This is a genomic window from Pseudomonas sp. NPDC089392 (assembly GCF_044749595.1).
Lineage (GTDB): Bacteria > Pseudomonadota > Gammaproteobacteria > Pseudomonadales > Pseudomonadaceae > Aquipseudomonas.
Window position 1 is genome coordinate 21,656 of record NZ_JBIVIF010000034.1, and the last position, 17,207, is coordinate 38,862.

The window sequence follows — 17,207 nt, forward strand, 5'->3', positions numbered from 1 at the left end:
ATCCCGCTTCGCCTGCTACCCGCTATGCTTGTTACATGGCCCCACTGCAAAAGGATTGCTGTCCATGTCCCCGTTCCTGTCCCTGTTCGTGCCGGTGTTCCTGTTCCTGATGCTGCTGACCATCGGCTTCAGCATGCGCGAGCGCAACATCGGTGTGCTGATGATGTGGATCGGTACCCTCGGCATCTTCGGCCTCACCTGCTGGAAGATCCTCGAGAAACTGCCGACATAAACCTCTACACTCGGTCAATCGTTTGACCTGAGGTAGATTTGCCAGTGCCTGCCCTTCTGCGTTATCTGTTCCTGCTGCTGTTGCTGTTCATCACCCCGGTACAGGCGGCGGGCCTGCCTGGCCTGCTGGGCGGCAGTGCGCCCGCGCAACCGGAGGCCAGCGAGCCGCTGGGCAAGTCGCTGGACGAGGTGATCAAGAACCTGGAAAACGACCAGCAACGGGCCAAGTTGCTGGCCGACCTGAAAAAGCTGCGCGACGCCACCAAGCAATCACAACCCAGCGTCGAACAGGGTGTGCTTGGCCTGATTGGCGGTGCCCTGCATGATTTCGAAAAACAGTTCAGCGGCGATGCCAGCCCGTTTTCTCGCTGGGCCGCGGAAATCGAGCAAGCCCAGGCCGAACTGACCGAACTGATGGTACCGGTGCACCAGTGGCCGGCCATCCTGTTCGGCTTTGCCGCTGTCATTGCCGTGTGGAGCGTGCTGGCCTATGCCTTCAACTGGGTGGGCCATCGGATTCGCCTGCGCTTTGGCCTGAGCGAAGAACTGCCACAGCACCCGCGCACCTGGGACCTGGTGCGCTTTGCCCTGCGCAAGCTCGGCCCATGGCTGGTGGCGCTGGTGTTCACCGTGTACCTGAGCTTCGTGCTGCCGCAGTCGCTGGGCAAATCGCTGGCCATGGTGCTGGCTTATGCGCTGGTGGTCGGCACCTGCTTTTCGGCCATCTGCGTCATCGCCTTCTCGCTGCTCGACGGCCCGCACCGCCACCGCGCCCTGCACATCCTGCGGCACCAGGCCTTCCGCCCGTTGTGGCTGATCGGCAGCTTCGCCGCGTTTGGCGAGGCGATGAGCGACCCGCGCATGCTGGTCGCCCTGGGGACCCACCTGGCCCACGCCCTGGCGACCCTGGCCAACGTCATCGCCGCGCTGTGCACCGGGCTGTTCATCCTGCGCTTCCGCCGCCCGATTGCCCACCTGATCCGCAACCAGCCGCTGTCACGGCGCCTGACCCGCCGCACCCTCAGCGACACCATCGAGATTCTCGGCAGCTTCTGGTTCATCCCGGCGCTGATCCTGGTGGCCATTTCGCTGTTCGCCACCTTCGTTTCTGCCGGTGACACCAGCACCGCCCTGCGCCAGTCACTGATGTGTACGGTACTGGTGGTGGTGTGCATGGTGCTCAACGGCCTGGTACGCCGCCACGCGGCCAACCCCAAGCGCGCCAGCAAGCGCCAGGCGGTGTACGCCGAGCGCCTGCGCAACTTCGGCTACCTGCTGGTGCACCTGTTCATCTGGCTGCTGTTCATTGAATTGGGCCTGCGCGTGTGGGGCCTGTCGATGATCAGCTTTGCCGAAGGCGACGGCCACGACATCAGCGTGCGCCTGCTGGGCCTGGCTGGCACCCTGATCGTCGCCTGGCTGGTGTGGATCCTTGCCGACACTGCCGTGCACCACGCCCTGGTGCGCTCGCGCCGGGGCCTGGCCAACGCCCGTGCGCAAACCATGATGCCGTTGATCCGCAACGTGATGTTCGTGGTCATCTTCATCATCGCGGTGATCGTTGCCCTGGCCAACATGGGCATGAACGTCACCCCGCTGCTGGCCGGTGCCGGCGTGATCGGCCTGGCCATCGGCTTTGGCGCGCAGTCGCTGGTGGCCGACCTGTTCACCGGGCTGTTCATCATCATCGAGGACTCGCTGGCCATCGACGACTACGTGGATGTCGGCGGCCACCTGGGCACGGTGGAGGGCTTGACCATTCGTACCGTGCGCCTGCGCGATATCGACGGCATCGTGCATACCATCCCGTTCAGCGAGATCAAGAGCATCAAGAACTACTCGCGCGAATTCGGCTACGCGATCTTCCGCGTGGCGATCCCGCACAGCATGAACATCGACCAGGCAATCACACTGGTTCGCGAGGTGGGGCAGAAGCTGCGCAGCGACCCGCTGATGCGGCGCAATATCTGGTCGCCGCTGGAGTTGCAGGGGGTGGAGAGTTTCGAGTCGGGCTCGGCGATCCTGCGGGCGCGGTTCAAGACTGCACCGATCAAGCAGTGGGAAGTATCGCGGGCGTTCAACCTGGCGCTGAAGCGGCAGCTGGATGAGGCGGGATTGGACCTGGCCACGCCGCGGTTGTCGGTGCAGGTGGTGACTGCGGGTGGTGGTGGGATGACAGAGGCCGGTTCCTCCAGTTAGGGCCTCTTCGCGGGCTTGCCCGCTCCCACAGGATCATCACAGGACTCAACGCCAGTGCAGTACCTGTGGGAGCGGGCAAGCCCGCGAAGAAGCCAGCACCTCATCCAGCCTGGGCACGGATGCGAATGGCATCATGCCGCCAATACTCCAGGTCACAGTCGATCAGGCGGCCATGCTGGTCACTGTTGACCCGGGTAATGTGCAACCCCGGGCTACCCGCCGACACCTTCAGCGCCCCCGCCGCCTCCACCGGTAACGCCGTCGGCAAGATCTCGAAGCACACCTGCCCATACTGGATGCCATACACCTGCTCATAAATCTCGGTCAGCGACTGCGCCAGCTCCTGTTCGAGAATCCCCGGGAAGTACCTGGGGTTGAGGTAGTGCTCGGCATACAGCACCGCCCGCCCATCGATCCGCCGCAAGCGGCAGATACGCACCACGCTGGACAACGCCGGCAACTGCAAGCGCGCACAGATGGCCGCCGAGGCCGGCTGCAGCCGCGCCGACAACAATTCGGTACTGGCTAACCGCCCCTGGTCGCGGACCATGGCATGGAAGTGGCTGCGCTCGATCAGGTCGTAGGTCAGCCGCTCGGGCGCTACAAACCAGCCGCGGCGCTCTTCGCGGTAGATCAGGCCCTGGGCCTCCAGCTGCGCCAGCGCCTCGCGCAGGGTAATGCGCGTGGTGTCGAACACCTCGCTGAGCCGGCGCTCGGCCGGCAGCTTGCCGCCCGGCGCCAGCAGGCCGTGCTCGATCTGCTCCTGCAGGGCATGGCAGATGGCTGTTACCGCACGCGGGGGCGTCGACTGCATCAAAAGGTTACCTATCTGGACTAGTCCAGCCCCATCACAGGGCACATGGAGAATAGAGCAAGCCTAGGCAGGGCTGATGAACATCCTGTGACAAAGGCCATGGCCAGGCACTGCCAGAAACGCGCCAAGCCAGCAGAACCGGGGGAATGCGTGGTCTACGCTGTAGCTTCAGGGCCTTCACCGGCCCTTCCCTACATCAAACTGTCACGCAAGCGGCCTACCTTGGCTCAAGGTTTGCTGACCTAGACCAAAGGTGCCAGTCAACGGCTTGCAACGGCGTTACCCATAACAACGATCGCAAAGGCACCCACCCCAAGGAGCTTCGGATGAAAAAGTTCTTCATGGCGTCACTGCTCGGTTCGGCTATCGCGTTGTGTACCACGGCCATGGCCGCCGGCACCGACCTCAAGGCCCTGGAAGACGCCGCCCGCAAGGAAGGCAACGTCAACAGCGTGGGCATGCCGGATGCCTGGGCCAACTGGAAAGGCACCTGGGAAGACCTGGCCAGCAAGTACGGCCTCAAGCACAGCGACACCGACATGAGCTCGGCCCAGGAAATCGCCAAGTTCGAAGCCGAGAAGGACAACGCCAGCGCCGACATCGGCGACGTGGGTGCCGCCTTCGGCCCGATTGCCGTGACCAAGGGCGTCAGCCAGCCTTACAAGCCAAGTACCTGGGACCAGGTACCGGCGTGGGCCAAGGACAAGGACGGCCACTGGGCACTGGCCTATACCGGCACCATTGCCTTCATCATCAACAAGGACCTGGTCAAGGAAGGCGAACGCCCGGCTTCCTGGCACGACCTGGAAAAAGGCAAGTACAAGGTCGCCATTGGTGATGTCGGCACCGCCGCCCAGGCCGCCAACGGCGTGCTGGCTGCGGCCATCGCCTACAAGGGTGACGAAACCAACGTGGCGCCGGGCCTGCAACTGTTCACCAAGCTGGCCCAGCAGAAACGCCTGTCGCTGGCCAACCCGACCATCCAGACACTGGAAAAGGGCGAGGTTGAAGTGGGCGTGGTGTGGGACTTCAACGGCCTCAGCTACCGTGAACAGATCGACCCCAAGCGCTTTGAAGTGCTGATCCCGTCGGACGGCTCGGTGATCTCCGGCTATACCACTGTGATCAACAAGTACGCCAAGCACCCTAACGCGGCCAAGCTGACCCGTGAATACATCTTCAGCGATGCCGGGCAGATCAACCTGGCCAAGGGGCATGCGCGGCCGATCCGTGCCGAGCACCTGACGCTGCCGGCCGATGTGCAGGCCAAGCTGCTGCCGAACGAGCAGTACAAGGCGGCGCAGCCGATCAAGAATGCCGAGGCCTGGGAAGCGACCTCGAAGAAACTGCCGCAGATGTGGCAGGAGCAGGTGATTATCGAGATGGAGTAAGGGGCTAGCTTATCTAGCGCCTGGACGGGCCTATTCGCGGGTGAACCCGCTCCTACACAGGGGTACGCGGTAAATGTAGGAGCGGGTTTACCCGCGAAGAAGTCAACGCGGTTCATGACTGGAGCAAACATGCAACACAACGTCATCCTGGTCCTGCTCGACGGCCTCAACTACCAGGTCGCCCACCACGCCATGGGCCACCTGCACGCCTATGTCGAGGCCGACCGCGCCGCGCTGTACCGCGTGGAATGCGAACTGCCGTCGCTGTCACGGCCGCTGTACGAGTGCATCCTCACCGGCGTGCCCCCCATCGACAGCGGCATCGTGCACAACAACGTGAACCGCCTGTCCAACCAGCGCAGCGTGTTCCACTACGCCCGCGAGGCCAACCTGGGCACTGCCGCAGCGGCCTATCACTGGATGAGCGAACTGTACAACCGCTCGCCCTTCGACCCACAGCGCGACCGCCACACCCACGCGCCAAAGCTGCCGATCCAGCACGGGCTGTTCTACTGGGACGACCGCTACCCCGATTCGCACCTGCTGGCCGACGGCGAGTACCTGCGCCGCCGCCATGCACCCAACTTCCTGCTGGTGCACCCGATGAGCATCGACGACGTCGGCCACCGCCACGGCCTGGACAGCAGCCAGTACCGCAACGCCGCGCGCAGCGTCGACATCCTGCTGGCCGACTACCTGCCGGGCTGGCTGGAAGAGGGCTACCAGGTGCTGGTCACCGCCGACCACGGCATGAACAACGACCGCTCGCACAACGGCCTGCTGGCCGAGGAACGCGAAGTGCCGCTGTTCGTGTTCGGCGACGCCTTCAGCCTCGACCCGGCGGCCAAGCCGCTGCAGACCGAGCTGTGCGGGACCATCTGCGAACTGCTGGGCGCAGCGCACGACAAGACAGTGTGCCGGGAGCTGCTGAAGTGAACCGTGGCCGCTACCTGGCCCTGCTCTGCCTGTTGCCATTCGCCGTGTTCTTCGTCATCTTCCAGATCGCCCCGCTGGCCTGGGTGGCGATAAACAGCCTGCAATCGGAAGCCGGCTGGGGCGTGGACAATTTCAGCAAGGTGTTCACCTCGAAGTTCTACCTGCAGGCCCTGCAGCGCAGCCTGGAAATCAGCTTCTGGTCGAGCCTGTTCGGCATCGTCATCGCCACCCTCGGCGCCTATTCGTTGCGCCAGGTGGACTCGAAGCTGCGCGACTTTGTCAGTGCCTTCGCCAACATGACCAGCAACTTCGCCGGGGTGCCGCTGGCGTTCGCCTTCATCATCCTGCTTGGCTTCAACGGCGCCCTGACCCTGCTGCTGAAGCAGGTCGGCCTGCTGGAAGACTTCAGCATCTATTCCAAAAGCGGCCTGATCCTGGTGTACACCTACTTCCAGATCCCGCTTGGCGTGTTGCTGCTGTACCCCGCCTTCGATGCCCTGCGTGAAGACTGGCGTGAATCGGCCGCGCTGTTGGGCGCCAGCCATTGGCAGTTTTGGCGGCACATCGGCTTGCCGGTGCTGACCCCGGCACTGCTGGGCACCTTCGTCATCCTGCTGGCCAACGCCCTCGGTGCCTACGCCACCGTATACGCGCTGACCACCGGCAATTTCAACGTACTGCCGATCCGCATCGCTGGCCTGGTGGCCGGTGACATCAGCCTCGACCCCAACCTGGCCAGTGCCTTGGCGATGGTGCTGGTAGGCTTGATGACCCTGGTCACGGTGGTGCATCAATGGCTGCTGAAACGGAGCTACCATGCGCGCTGACGCCCGCTCTGGCGGCTGGTACCACCGCGCCGTGGTTTACCTGCTGTTCCTCATCCTGCTGCTGCCACTGGCCGGCACCCTGTTGTACTCGCTGGCCACCAGCTGGTCGGCCAGCCTGCTGCCCAGCGGCCTGACCCTGAAATGGTACGCCGCGCTGTGGAGCGAGCCGCGCTTCCTGGCGGCCTTCGGCCAGTCGTTGCTGGTGTGCGTGGGCGCACTGCTGCTGTCGGTGGTGCTGATCTTGCCGCTGCTGTTCGTGGTGCATTACCACTTCCCCAGGCTCGACGCGCTGATGAACATTCTCATCCTGCTGCCGTTCGCGGTACCGCCGGTGGTGTCGTCGGTGGGCCTGCTGCAGCTGTATGGCAGCGGGCCGATGGCCATGGTCGGCACGCCGTGGATCCTGATCGGCTGCTACTTCACCATCGCCCTGCCATTCATGTACCGGGCCATTACCAACAACCTGCAGGCCATCAACCTGCGCGACCTGATGGACGCCGCCCAGCTGCTCGGCGCCAGCACCTGGCAGGCTGCGTTGCTGGTGGTGCTGCCGAACCTGCGCAAGGGCCTGATGGTGGCGTTGCTGCTGTCGTTCTCGTTCCTGTTCGGTGAGTTCGTGTTTGCCAACCTGCTGGTCGGCACCCGCTACGAAACCCTGCAGGTGTACCTGAACAACATGCGCAACAGCAGCGGCCACTTCAACAGCGCGCTGGTGATCTCGTACTTCGGCTTCGTGCTGGTACTGACCTGGGTCGCCAACCGCCTGAACAAGGACAAGACCTGACATGAGCTTCGTCAGCGTACAGAAACTGCAGAAAAGCTATGCCGGCAGCCCGGTGTTCGAGAACATCGACTGCCACATCGAACGCGGCGAGTTCGTCACCCTGCTCGGCCCGTCCGGTTGCGGCAAGTCCACCCTGCTGCGCTGCATCGCCGGGCTGACCCCGGTGGACAGCGGGCAGATCCTGCTCGACGGCCACGACATCGTGCCGCTGAGCCCGCAAAAGCGTGGCATCGGCATGGTGTTCCAAAGCTATGCGCTGTTCCCCAACATGACCGTGGAGCAGAACGTCGCCTTTGGCCTGCGCATGCAGAAGGTAAAAGCCAATGAAAGCCAGGCACGGGTGCGTGAGGCACTGGAGCTGGTAGAACTGGGCAACTTCGCCGGGCGCTACCCGCACCAGTTGTCTGGCGGCCAGTGCCAGCGCGTGGCCCTGGCCCGTTCGCTGGTCACCCGCCCGCGCCTGCTGCTGCTGGACGAGCCGCTGTCGGCGCTGGATGCGCGCATTCGCAAGCACCTGCGCGAGCAGATTCGCGCGATACAGCGTGAGCTGGGGCTGACCACCATTTTCGTCACCCACGACCAGGAGGAAGCACTGACCATGTCCGACCGCATCTTCTTGATGAACCAGGGGCGCATCGTCCAGAGCGGCGATGCCGAAACCCTCTATACCGCGCCGGTGGACCTGTTTGCCGCCGGCTTTATCGGCAACTACAACCTGCTCGATGCCGACAGCGCCAGCCGCCTGCTGCAGCGCCCGGTGGCCCACCGCCTGGCAATCCGCCCGGAGTCGATCACCCTGGGCGTGCACGGCGAACTCGACGCCGAAGTGCGCAGCCGCAGCCTGCTGGGCAACGTGATCCGTTACCGGGTGCGGGTGCGTGAAGTGGAGCTGGTGGTCGACGTGCTCAACCGCTCGCCGGCCGACCTGCACGCGGACGGGCAGCGGGTAAGCTTGTCGATTGACCCTACGGCGCTACGCGAAGTGGCCTAAGGAGACTCACCCATGGCATTGGCAATTTTCGATCTGGACGAAACCCTGATCCACGGCGACTGCGCGTCGTTGTGGAGCGAGCAGATGGCCCGGCTGGGCTGGGTCGACGGCAAGGACTTCCTGCGCCGCGACCGTGAGCTGATGGAGGCCTACGGCAAGGGCCACCTGCAGATGGAGGACTACATGGCCTTCAGCCTGGAGCCCATTGCCGGGCGCACCCTGGAAGAGGTCGAGCATTTGGTGGAGCCGTGGGTCGAAGAGGTGATCGAGCCGATCATCTATGGCGACGCCTGCCGCTGCATTGCCGAGCACCGCAAGCGCGGCGACCGCATTTTGATCATTTCCGCTTCAGGCACGCACCTGGTGGGGCCGATTGCGGCGCGGCTGGGGGTGGATGAATACCTGGCGATCGAGCTGGAGGCGCAAAACGGGGTGTATACCGGCAAGACCCATGGGGTGTTGACCTACCGTGAAGGCAAGATTACGCGGCTGCTGGAGTGGCTGGACCAGGAGCAGGAGAATCTGGAGGGGGCGAATTTCTATTCCGATTCGCGGAATGACCTGCCGTTGTTGCTGAAGGTGGATTACCCGCATGTGGTGAACCCGGATGGGGTGTTGCGGGAGCATGCCGAGACCAACAAGTGGCCGATCCTGAATTGGTCCTGAGCTTTTGGTATTGCCTGTACTGGCCTATTCGCGGGTAAACCCGCTCCTACAAGGATCACCTTTCCCTGTGTAGGAGCGGGTTCACCCGCGAAAGGGCCGAGCCTGCTTACACCAGGCTTGGGTCAATCACCATCACCAGCTTGCCCGACACCTGGTTGGTCTCCAGCTCGGCATACGCCGCCTGGGCAAACTCCACCGGGTAGGTATCGACCAGCTGCGGCGACAGTCGCCCTTCGGCAAACAGCGGCCACACCTGCTGCTGCAATTCACGCAGCAACTCGGCCTTGAAACCGTCATCGCGGTTACGCAAGGTCGACCCGGTAATCTCCAGGCGCTTGCCCAGCACCTGCGCCAGGTCCAGCTGGAACTTGCGCCCGCCCATCAGGCCGATGATCACCCAGCGCCCGTCGCGCGCCAGCAGCTTGAGGTTGAGTTCGCCGTAGCTGGCACCCACCGGGTCGAGAATCACGTCGAACGGCCCGAATCCTTCCAGTGCATCCAGGTTCTCGTTACGTACCACACCACCCGCAGCGCCCAGCGCTTCGCAATAGGCCAGCCGATCCGCTGAACCGACGCTGACCCATACCGGGCTGCCGAACGCCTTGCACAGCTGGATAGCGGCGGAACCAACGCCACTGGCGCCGGCGTGTACCAACACCTTCTCACCGGCCTTCACGGCACCGAGCTGGAAAATGTTCAACCAGGCGGTGGCATACACCTCCGGCAACGCCGCTGCCTCGTTCAGGCTCAGGCCCTCAGGCACCGGCAACACGTGGCGGGCGTCGACCACCACTTCCTCGGCCATGGCACCGCTGGCCAGCAGCGCACACACCCGGTCGCCCACGCGCCAATCGGCACCGGCGCCAACTTCTTCAACCACCCCGGAACACTCCAGGCCCATGTACGGGCTGGCACCTGGCGGTGGCGGGTACAAACCCTTCATCTGCAGCAGATCGGCGCGGTTCAGCCCCGCTGCGGCCACGCGAATGCGCACTTGGCCCGCATCACAGGCCGGGCGTTCGGCCTCGACCCACTCCACATGTCCGTCAACGCCTTGCAATGCCTTCACAGTGCCTCCATAGTTGAATCATGACTGGGCCTGGGGAACGCACACCCCAGGCTTTTTGCAGTATTTGCCCGGTTCCATGGAACCGGCAACGGAAAAGACGGCCTACTATGCGTGATCAATTGCCTCCACGTCGAATCAGCATGAAGCATTTCCTCCCAAGCACCGCCCTCGCTGTAATGATCGGCCTGGGCAGCCTCACGCTCGGCGGCAATGCGGCGGCCGCCAACAAATGGGACAGCCTGCAGCCGGACCGCGACGAGATCGTCGCCAGCCTCAACGTGGTGGAATTGCTCAAGCGCCACCACTACAGCAAGCCGCCGCTGGACGACGCCCGTTCGGTCATCATCTATGACAGCTACATCAAGTTGCTGGACCCGGCACGCAGCTACTTCACCGCTGCCGATATCGCCGAATTCGACAAATGGAAAACGCAGTTCGACGATTTCCTCAAGAGCGGTAACCTGGAGCCGGGCTTCACCATCTACAAACGCTACCTGGACCGCGTCAAGCAACGCCTGGACTTCGCCCTGGCCGAGCTGAACAAAGGCGTGGACAAGATCGACTTCACCACCAAGGAAACCTTGCTGATCGACCGCAAGGACGCGCCGTGGCTGAAGGACCAGGCCGAGCTCGACGACCTGTGGCGCAAACGCGTCAAGGACGAAGTGCTGCGCCAGAAGATCGCCGGCAAGGAACCCAAGCAGATCCAGGAAACCCTGACCAAGCGCTACAAGAACCAGCTGGCGCGCCTGGACCAGACCCGTGCCGAGGACATCTTCCAGGCCTACATCAACACCTTCGCCCAGTCCTACGACCCGCACACCAACTACCTGTCGCCGGACAACGCAGAAAACTTCGACATCAACATGAGCCTGTCGCTGGAAGGCATCGGCGCGGTGCTGCAAAGCGACAACGACCAGGTCAAGATCGTGCGCCTGGTGCCGGCTGGCCCGGCAGCCAAGACCAAGCAGGTGGCCCCGGCCGACAAGATCATCGGCGTAGCCCAGGGCAACAAGGAAATGGTCGACGTGGTCGGCTGGCGCCTGGACGAAGTGGTCAAGCTGATCCGTGGCCCGAAAGGCTCGGTGGTGCGCCTGGAGATCATCCCGGCCAGCAATGCACCCAGCGACCAGACCAGCAAGATCGTGTCGATCACCCGCGAAGCGGTGAAGCTTGAAGAGCAGGCCGCGAAAAAGTCGGTGCTCAAGCTCAAGCAGGACGGGCGTGACTACAAGCTGGGCATCATCGAGATCCCGGCCTTCTACCTGGACTTCAAGGCGTACCGCGCCGGTGACCCGGAGTACAAGAGCACCACGCGTGACGTGAAGAAGCTGCTCACCGAACTGCAGAAAGAAAAAGTCGACGGTGTGGTCATCGACCTGCGCAACAACGGCGGTGGCTCGCTGCAGGAAGCCACCGAGCTGACCAGCCTGTTCATCGAAAAAGGCCCGACTGTGCTGGTACGCAACAGCGACGGCCGCGTCGACGTGCTGGAAGACGAAAACCCTGGCGCCTTCTACAAAGGCCCGCTGGCGCTGCTGGTCAACCGCCTGTCGGCGTCGGCTTCGGAGATCTTCGCCGGTGCCATGCAGGACTACCACCGCGCGCTGATCATCGGTGGCCAGACCTTCGGCAAAGGCACCGTGCAGACCATCCAGCCGCTCAACCATGGCGAGCTGAAGCTGACCCTGGCCAAGTTCTACCGGGTTTCCGGACAGAGCACCCAGCACCAGGGCGTGCTGCCCGACATCGACTACCCGTCGATCATCGACACCAAGGAAATCGGCGAGAGCGCCCTGCCCGAAGCCATGCCATGGGACACCATCCGCCCGGTGGTCAAGCCGGCGGCCGACCCGTTCAAGCCGTTCCTGGCCCAGCTCAAGGCGCAGCATGAAGCACGCAGCGACAAGGATGCAGAGTTCACCTACATCCGCGACCGCCTGGCCCTGACCCAGAAGCTGATGACCGAAAAAACCGTCAGCCTCAACGAGCAGGAGCGCCGCGCACGCCACGACGACATCGAGGCCAAGCAACTCGCACTGGAAAACGTCCGCCGCAAGGCCAAGGGTGAAGAGCCGCTGAAAGAGCTGAAGAAAGAGGACGAAGACGCGCTGCCGACCGAGGATGAAAACACCAAGCCGGAAGACGACGCCTACCTGTCCGAAACCGGTCGCATCCTGATCGACTACCTTAGCGCAAGCACCAAGGTGGCCAAGAAGTAAGGCACCGTGGCAGTGATGGCAGAATAATGTGACCTGTCATTAAACAGTCATCGCGCTGTCGTGAAATAGAGGGGCCGGGCGTGCAAGCACCCGGCCCTTTCATTTTCAGGAATATGTCATGACCGTTGCCGAACAGCTCAGTGCCTTGAGTGCCATCCTGGCTCAACGCAGTATCAACAGCCTGTTCCAGCCGATCATGTGCCTGAGCGAACAACGGGTATACGGCCATGAGGCGCTGAGCCGTGGGCCGTCCAACAGCCCGCTGCACGCGCCGCTGAACCTGTTTACCGTCGCCCGCCAGGCCGGCCGCCTGACCGAGCTGGAGGCCGCTTGCCGGGAAAGCGCCTGCCGGCGTTTCAGCGCGCAGCAGTTACAGGGCAAGCTGTTTCTCAACATCTCGCCGGAATCGCTGCTGGAGCCGCACTACCCGTCCGGCCTGACCCTCAAACTGCTTGAACAGGTCGGCCTGCCGCCTAGCCAGGTGGTGATCGAGCTGACCGAGCACACCCCGACCGACGACTTCCAGCTGCTGTCCAATGCCCTGCACCACTACCGCGACATGGGCTTTTCGATTGCCATCGACGACCTGGGGGCGGGTTATTCCAGCCTGCGCTTATGGTCGGAGCTGCGCCCTGAATACGTGAAGATCGACCGGCACTTCATCGACGGCATACACCGCGACCCGCTCAAGCGTGAGTTCGTCGGTTCGATCCTGCAGATTGCCCGAGCGTCGAAGGCACAGGTGATTGCCGAAGGGATCGAGCTGGCGGAGGAGCTGGCGGCGCTGGTGGAGATGGGCGTGGACCTGGTGCAGGGCTACCTGCTGGGGCGGCCGCAGGAGCTGGGGGTGCGGGAGAGCCGGCCGTTGCCGGGGTTGATGCCTGTACCGACGTTTGAACAGCCTACGGTGCGGTTGAATGCCACGATTGGGCAACTGCTGGAATTGTTTGGTCGGCACCAGCATCTGGACGCGTTGGAAGTGGTGGATGCCGATGGCAGGCCTTGTGGGCTAATTCACAGGGATGCGTTGCCTGTGCCGGCCTATTCGCGGGTAAACCCGCTCCCACAGGTTCACCACAGGTCTTAAGCCTTGCGCTGTACCTGTGGGAGCGGGTTCACCCGCGAATAGGCCGGCACAGGTAACGACTCAAGCCGTTTCGGGGTAGCTGTACTCGAACACCCGCACCACCTCGGAGGCATGCCACGACGCCGCCTCCATGCCATCGACCGGCCCGGTGAAACGCCCCAGGCGCTCCACGCATTCGAAAAAACCGGTACGCGGCAAACGGCTGGCGCCCTGGCTGATCACCAGCGAGCTACGCAATGGCTGCTCGGCACGGGCGTCCAGCACCGCCAGGTACTCCAGCGCGGCGGTCAGCGTCTGCATGGCCGGGCTGGGCAATTGCAAGCGCTCGATAAGCGCTCGGTAGGTCAGCAAGTGACGTTGACGTCGGGCCAGGTCAAGCTCGCCCAGCAGGTTATCCCAGTGCTGACGGCTGATCCTGACCTGGCTCATGATGGCTCGCTCCAGCCAGCCACCCCCAGATGCCAGGCCAGGGCGCGGCGGATGGCTGCGTCCGGTTGCCGTTCGCCCGACTCGATCATGGCCAGGTAAGCCGGGCTCACCCCCACATTGCGCGCCAGCTGTTCAGGGGCAATACCCTTGGCCTGGCGAATCTGCGCCACTTCGCTGAACGCCGGCAATGGCGCACTGGCAGTGGCGCTGCTCGCTTCACTGGCAACCGCCTCGGCTGGCGCCTGCCCAGCGGCCTTGAGCAACGCCTGGTACTGCTCCCAGGGAACGACGGCGTACTCGGGCTGACCGTCCCGGCTGATAACCTGAATACCCATTACAAAACCCCTCAAAAAGGATTACAGCATGTAATCCGTAGGCATAACCCTTATGCCAATTATATTACCAACTTCGGGGGTCTGTGCAGTTGAGGCGCAATTCAGGCACTGCTGTTGTGTAGCTGTGATGTAGCTGAGCTGTAACTCAGACCATTTTCACGGTGTATTGCGCTCCAAGCGCAAGGCTTCCGAGGTAGCGGGCAAGCGTTCCACCACGCGCAGCCGTTCGGGCGCCTGGTTGTCACGCCAGGCCTTGAAGCGCGCCAACTCGTCGGCAACGGTCTTCAACACCCAGCCGAGTACGGCGATGTCATCGAGGAAACCCACGCCCAGCAGCCAGTCGGGGATGGCATCGATCGGGCTGACGAAATACAACAGGCCGGCGACGATGGTAACCAGCGCCTTGGGGCTGATGGCGCGGTATTCGCCGCGCCACCAAGCCAGGCACAGTGACTGCAGCAGCTTCACATCCTCGCGCAGCTGGCCGAGCTTCGGGCCTTTGCGGGCGACCGCGAACAGCAGGGCCGGCAACCGGCCACGGCTGAGCAAGCGCTCGGCCAGGGGTAGGAAACGGGCGAAATTCCAGGGTGCATTCATGGAGCCTCCAGAGGGAAAAGGTTATCCACATTTATTGTGGATAACCTTGTGAACAGGGCGACGTTTCGGCCCCCGGGTGCCTGCCAGGCAAGGGCCCGGGTCAGATCGGGCGTTTTTTACACAGTCGTTTCATACCGTGGGTACATAGGTAGCAAACGATTTGCGTCAGAAGCGTCTACGGCGTCACGCTACTTTTCCTCGGACAGTATCAGCAGTTGCAGGTTCGTCCAACCACCGCCCGCACAAACGAAAACGCCCCGTCATGACGGGGCGTTTTGCGTGGGGCCAGCCAGCCTTACTTGGCAGGGGCTTCGGCCGGGGCTTCGGCTTCCGGCTCGGCGCCTTGCAGCTGGGCCTGGTCTTTGATGGCGATCAGTTCCAGGTCGAACACCAGTACCGAGTTGGCCGGGATCAGCGGGCTTGGGCTTTGTGCGCCGTAGGCCAGTTCAGCCGGGATGAACAGCTTGTACTTCTCGCCGACGTGCATCAGCTGCAGGCCTTCGACCCAACCTGGGATCACGCCGCTGACCGGCAGGTCGATCGGGCTGCCGCGCTCGACGGAGCTGTCGAACACCTTGCCATCGATCAGCTTGCCTTCGTAGTGGACAGTGACCACGTCAGTCGGCTTGGGCTGCGGGCCGTCGGCCTTCTTGACCACTTCGTACTGCAGGCCCGAGGCAGTGGTGACCACGCCTGGCTTCTTGGCGTTTTCTTCAAGGAACTTCTTGCCGGCGGAGGCTGCTTCTTCGCTGGCCTTGGCCAGGCGCTCTTCGGCACGCTTCTGCAGCGAGGTGAAAGCTTCTACCAGCTCTTCGTCCTTGATGCGCTGTTCTTTCTTGCCGACGGCGTCTTCGATGCCGAGGGCGACTGCTTTCGAATCAAGGTCTTCCATGCCTTCCTGAGCCAGGCTCTTGCCCATGTTCAGGCCGATACCGTAGGAGGCTTTCTGTGCCGGAGTCTTCAGCTCGGGGCTGCTGGCTTGTTGATCGCAGCCAGCCAGTACCAGGCCTACCAGGGCAACCGCAGCCGCCAAACGATGCTGTTTCATGCTATTTCCTTGTTCATGCGCCATAAGGGCAATCAGGGTAAAGCCGCGAGCTTAGCAGGCGGCCATGACCAATGGCTACCGGCATAGGAGCGGGTTTTGCCAAGGAAGTTCAGTAGTTAAACGGTTATTCATCCTGGGCATTGCAGCCATTGGCCAGTATTGACCGGTTGTGCCGTTTTTGCGCGGTTTTGAGGGGGATTTATTTGTGCGGGGTCCGGGATTGGTTGGGTGGGTGGGAGGTGGATGCCGTGGGTGTACGCCGGGAGGTTTGCAGCGCCTGTGAGATCGAGCGCCGCCCGCGCGGCGCTTCGCAGCACAAGGCTGCTCCTACATCTGTTTCTGGCCAGTAACGCCTGTGCCAATGCACGCGACCGCCTTGTTTGTCCGTCACGATATCGAGGTGAGCACCAAGGGGCCGCGCGCCTCTGCTTCAGGATTAACTGGCCCGAAACAGATGTGGGAGCAGCCTTGTGCTGCGAAGCGCCGCGCGGGCGGCGCTCGATTTCACAGGCGCTGCAAACCTCCCGGCATACACCCGCGACATCCACCGCCCCCTTAAGGGTACCGCCCTTCACGGTACTCCCCCGCCACCTCGCGCAGCACCTCACACACCCATTGCCCCGGCAGGCTCTGCGCCAGCGCGGCATTGCGGCAGATACCCACCGAACCACCCGGCTCGCGCACACCCAGGTCGAGCTCTACCAGTTCACCACGGCGCAGGTCGAGCAGCACCGCATCGCGCGGCGCTACCCACACCGCATCGCTGCCCAGCAGGTAGCGGCGGCTCAGGGCCAGTGACAGGGTTTCCAGGCGTTGCGCCGGCATCTGGATGCCGCATTGCACGAACAGGCTGTCGGCATGCTGGCGAATGGTGGTGCCTGCAGGCGGCAACACCAGCGGGTAATGCCCCACCTGGGCACGCTCCACCGGTGTGCTGGCCAGCAGCGGGTGGCCCGGTCGCACCACCAGGCTCATCGATTCGCTGTACAGGTGCTCGAACGACAGGCCCTGGATCTGCGGGCTGTCGGTCATGCGCCCGACCACCAGCTCCAGCTCGCCCAGGTGCAACTGGCCCAGCAGCTGGGCGCTGACCCCGGTGACCACACTGATCAGCAGTGCCTCATGCCGCTGGTGCAGGCGGCACAGCACTTCGGGCATGAGCAGGCCTTCGACCGTGGACAGTACGCCGATGCGCACCTGCGACGGCGCCCGTGCTTCGCCACGCAGGCTGCTGACGCCGTCGCGCAGGGCCTGCACGCTGGGCCCGGCATAGCGCATGAAACGCGCACCGGCCGGGGTCAGCTCGACGCCCTGGCGGCTGCGCGCGAACAGGCGCGACTCCAGCAGGTCTTCGAGTTCCTTGAGGGTTTTGGAGATGGCCGGCTGGCTGATGGCAAGCACGTCGGCAGCCCTGGCCAGGCTGCCTTGCCGGGCAATCTCCAGGAAGCACAGCAGGTGGCGGTACTTGATGCGGGTGTCTAGGTTCATGGCCTAAAGCTTACCGCATTGTTGGGGCTGATCATGCAGATAGCCTGTCCCGGCCTCTTCGCGGGTAAACCCGCTCCTACACAGGTCTGGAGA

The 17,207-nt window shown here is 63.2% G+C and carries 17 protein-coding genes; 10 read left to right on the forward strand and 7 right to left on the reverse strand.

Annotation, left to right across the window (positions count from 1 at the left end):
* The first annotated feature begins 64 nt into the window (after positions 1 to 64).
* Together ACIP1G_RS23675 and ACIP1G_RS23680 are read left to right on the forward strand one after the other, a co-directional pair.
* Positions 65 to 232, forward strand: coding sequence for a hypothetical protein (locus ACIP1G_RS23675; RefSeq protein ID WP_016501052.1), 168 nt, complete (start codon positions 65 to 67; stop codon positions 230 to 232).
* A 44-nt stretch (positions 233 to 276) separates the two neighbouring features.
* The gene (locus ACIP1G_RS23680) at positions 277 to 2,430 is read left to right on the forward strand and encodes a mechanosensitive ion channel family protein (RefSeq protein WP_400741227.1); all 2,154 of its coding nucleotides are present in this window, start codon (positions 277 to 279) and stop codon (positions 2,428 to 2,430) included.
* A 100-nt stretch (positions 2,431 to 2,530) separates the two neighbouring features.
* Here ACIP1G_RS23680 and ACIP1G_RS23685 read toward each other — a convergent pair whose 3' ends face one another.
* Positions 2,531 to 3,244 (reverse strand): UTRA domain-containing protein, encoded by a 714-nt coding sequence (locus tag ACIP1G_RS23685; protein ID WP_400741229.1) that lies wholly within the window; start codon positions 3,242 to 3,244, stop codon positions 2,531 to 2,533.
* A gap of 326 nt (positions 3,245 to 3,570) precedes the next feature.
* Between ACIP1G_RS23685 and ACIP1G_RS23690 the strand changes: the two genes are divergently transcribed.
* From ACIP1G_RS23690 to ACIP1G_RS23715, 6 genes are all read left to right on the forward strand, one after another.
* Positions 3,571 to 4,635: an ABC transporter substrate-binding protein gene (locus tag ACIP1G_RS23690; RefSeq protein ID WP_400741231.1), complete on the forward strand. Its 1,065-nt coding sequence runs from the start codon at positions 3,571 to 3,573 to the stop codon at positions 4,633 to 4,635.
* 129 nt (positions 4,636 to 4,764) lie between these two features.
* A complete protein-coding gene (locus tag ACIP1G_RS23695; protein ID WP_201204784.1) occupies positions 4,765 to 5,571 on the forward strand; it encodes an alkaline phosphatase family protein in 807 nt (268 codons plus the stop codon).
* Positions 5,568 to 6,398, forward strand: coding sequence for an ABC transporter permease (locus ACIP1G_RS23700; protein ID WP_400741233.1), 831 nt, complete (start codon positions 5,568 to 5,570; stop codon positions 6,396 to 6,398). The genes ACIP1G_RS23695 and ACIP1G_RS23700 overlap by 4 nt, the downstream gene beginning before the upstream one ends.
* Entirely contained in the window at positions 6,388 to 7,182 is a 795-nt protein-coding gene (locus ACIP1G_RS23705; RefSeq protein WP_400741235.1) for an ABC transporter permease, read from the forward strand. The genes ACIP1G_RS23700 and ACIP1G_RS23705 overlap by 11 nt, the downstream gene beginning before the upstream one ends.
* A gap of 1 nt (position 7,183) precedes the next feature.
* Entirely contained in the window at positions 7,184 to 8,173 is a 990-nt protein-coding gene (locus ACIP1G_RS23710; protein WP_400741236.1) for an ABC transporter ATP-binding protein, read from the forward strand.
* 12 nt (positions 8,174 to 8,185) lie between these two features.
* The gene (locus ACIP1G_RS23715; protein ID WP_400741238.1) at positions 8,186 to 8,839 is read left to right on the forward strand and encodes an HAD family hydrolase; all 654 of its coding nucleotides are present in this window, start codon (positions 8,186 to 8,188) and stop codon (positions 8,837 to 8,839) included.
* A 106-nt stretch (positions 8,840 to 8,945) separates the two neighbouring features.
* Here ACIP1G_RS23715 and ACIP1G_RS23720 read toward each other — a convergent pair whose 3' ends face one another.
* Positions 8,946 to 9,908, reverse strand: a complete 963-nt coding sequence (locus tag ACIP1G_RS23720; protein ID WP_400741239.1) for an NAD(P)H-quinone oxidoreductase — start codon at positions 9,906 to 9,908, stop codon at positions 8,946 to 8,948.
* A gap of 140 nt (positions 9,909 to 10,048) precedes the next feature.
* On the opposite strand from ACIP1G_RS23720, the gene ACIP1G_RS23725 reads away from it, so the two are divergent.
* Together ACIP1G_RS23725 and ACIP1G_RS23730 are read left to right on the forward strand one after the other, a co-directional pair.
* On the forward strand, positions 10,049 to 12,130 hold the full coding sequence (locus ACIP1G_RS23725; protein WP_400741241.1) for a carboxy terminal-processing peptidase: 2,082 nt from the start codon (positions 10,049 to 10,051) through the stop codon (positions 12,128 to 12,130).
* 118 nt (positions 12,131 to 12,248) lie between these two features.
* Entirely contained in the window at positions 12,249 to 13,217 is a 969-nt protein-coding gene (locus ACIP1G_RS23730) for an EAL domain-containing protein (protein ID WP_400741242.1), read from the forward strand.
* Positions 13,218 to 13,277: 60 nt separating this feature from the next.
* Here ACIP1G_RS23730 and ACIP1G_RS23735 read toward each other — a convergent pair whose 3' ends face one another.
* The 5 genes from ACIP1G_RS23735 to pcaQ all read right to left on the reverse strand — a co-directional run bounded on the left by ACIP1G_RS23735 (position 13,278) and on the right by pcaQ (position 17,114).
* Positions 13,278 to 13,646, reverse strand: a complete 369-nt coding sequence (locus ACIP1G_RS23735) for a hypothetical protein (protein WP_003252539.1) — start codon at positions 13,644 to 13,646, stop codon at positions 13,278 to 13,280.
* A complete protein-coding gene (locus ACIP1G_RS23740; protein WP_346646636.1) occupies positions 13,643 to 13,981 on the reverse strand; it encodes a helix-turn-helix transcriptional regulator in 339 nt (112 codons plus the stop codon). Before ACIP1G_RS23740 ends, ACIP1G_RS23735 begins: the two co-directional genes overlap by 4 nt.
* 156 nt (positions 13,982 to 14,137) lie before the next feature.
* Positions 14,138 to 14,578: a YkvA family protein gene (locus ACIP1G_RS23745; protein WP_400741245.1), complete on the reverse strand. Its 441-nt coding sequence runs from the start codon at positions 14,576 to 14,578 to the stop codon at positions 14,138 to 14,140.
* Between the two features lie 295 nt (positions 14,579 to 14,873).
* Entirely contained in the window at positions 14,874 to 15,626 is a 753-nt protein-coding gene (locus ACIP1G_RS23750; RefSeq protein ID WP_400741247.1) for an FKBP-type peptidyl-prolyl cis-trans isomerase, read from the reverse strand.
* Between the two features lie 555 nt (positions 15,627 to 16,181).
* Entirely contained in the window at positions 16,182 to 17,114 is a 933-nt protein-coding gene (pcaQ, locus tag ACIP1G_RS23755; RefSeq protein ID WP_400741249.1) for a pca operon transcription factor PcaQ, read from the reverse strand.
* Positions 17,115 to 17,207 lie beyond the last annotated feature (93 nt).

Bases quoted from the DNA above. Each gene is read 5' to 3' on its own strand.
- ACIP1G_RS23675 (WP_016501052.1), top strand. From the start codon at position 65: ATGTCCCCGTTCCTGTCCCTGTTCGTGCCGGTGTTCCTGTTCCTGATG.
- ACIP1G_RS23685 (WP_400741229.1), bottom strand. From the start codon at position 3,244: ATGCAGTCGACGCCCCCGCGTGCGGTAACAGCCATCTGCCATGCCCTG.
- ACIP1G_RS23690 (WP_400741231.1), top strand. From the start codon at position 3,571: ATGAAAAAGTTCTTCATGGCGTCACTGCTCGGTTCGGCTATCGCGTTG.
- ACIP1G_RS23695 (WP_201204784.1), top strand. From the start codon at position 4,765: ATGCAACACAACGTCATCCTGGTCCTGCTCGACGGCCTCAACTACCAG.
- ACIP1G_RS23705 (WP_400741235.1), top strand. From the start codon at position 6,388: ATGCGCGCTGACGCCCGCTCTGGCGGCTGGTACCACCGCGCCGTGGTT.
- ACIP1G_RS23710 (WP_400741236.1), top strand. From the start codon at position 7,184: ATGAGCTTCGTCAGCGTACAGAAACTGCAGAAAAGCTATGCCGGCAGC.
- ACIP1G_RS23715 (WP_400741238.1), top strand. From the start codon at position 8,186: ATGGCATTGGCAATTTTCGATCTGGACGAAACCCTGATCCACGGCGAC.
- ACIP1G_RS23725 (WP_400741241.1), top strand. From the start codon at position 10,049: ATGAAGCATTTCCTCCCAAGCACCGCCCTCGCTGTAATGATCGGCCTG.
- ACIP1G_RS23730 (WP_400741242.1), top strand. From the start codon at position 12,249: ATGACCGTTGCCGAACAGCTCAGTGCCTTGAGTGCCATCCTGGCTCAA.
- ACIP1G_RS23735 (WP_003252539.1), bottom strand. From the start codon at position 13,646: ATGAGCCAGGTCAGGATCAGCCGTCAGCACTGGGATAACCTGCTGGGC.
- ACIP1G_RS23740 (WP_346646636.1), bottom strand. From the start codon at position 13,981: ATGGGTATTCAGGTTATCAGCCGGGACGGTCAGCCCGAGTACGCCGTC.
- ACIP1G_RS23745 (WP_400741245.1), bottom strand. From the start codon at position 14,578: ATGAATGCACCCTGGAATTTCGCCCGTTTCCTACCCCTGGCCGAGCGC.
- ACIP1G_RS23750 (WP_400741247.1), bottom strand. From the start codon at position 15,626: ATGAAACAGCATCGTTTGGCGGCTGCGGTTGCCCTGGTAGGCCTGGTA.
- pcaQ (WP_400741249.1), bottom strand. From the start codon at position 17,114: ATGAACCTAGACACCCGCATCAAGTACCGCCACCTGCTGTGCTTCCTG.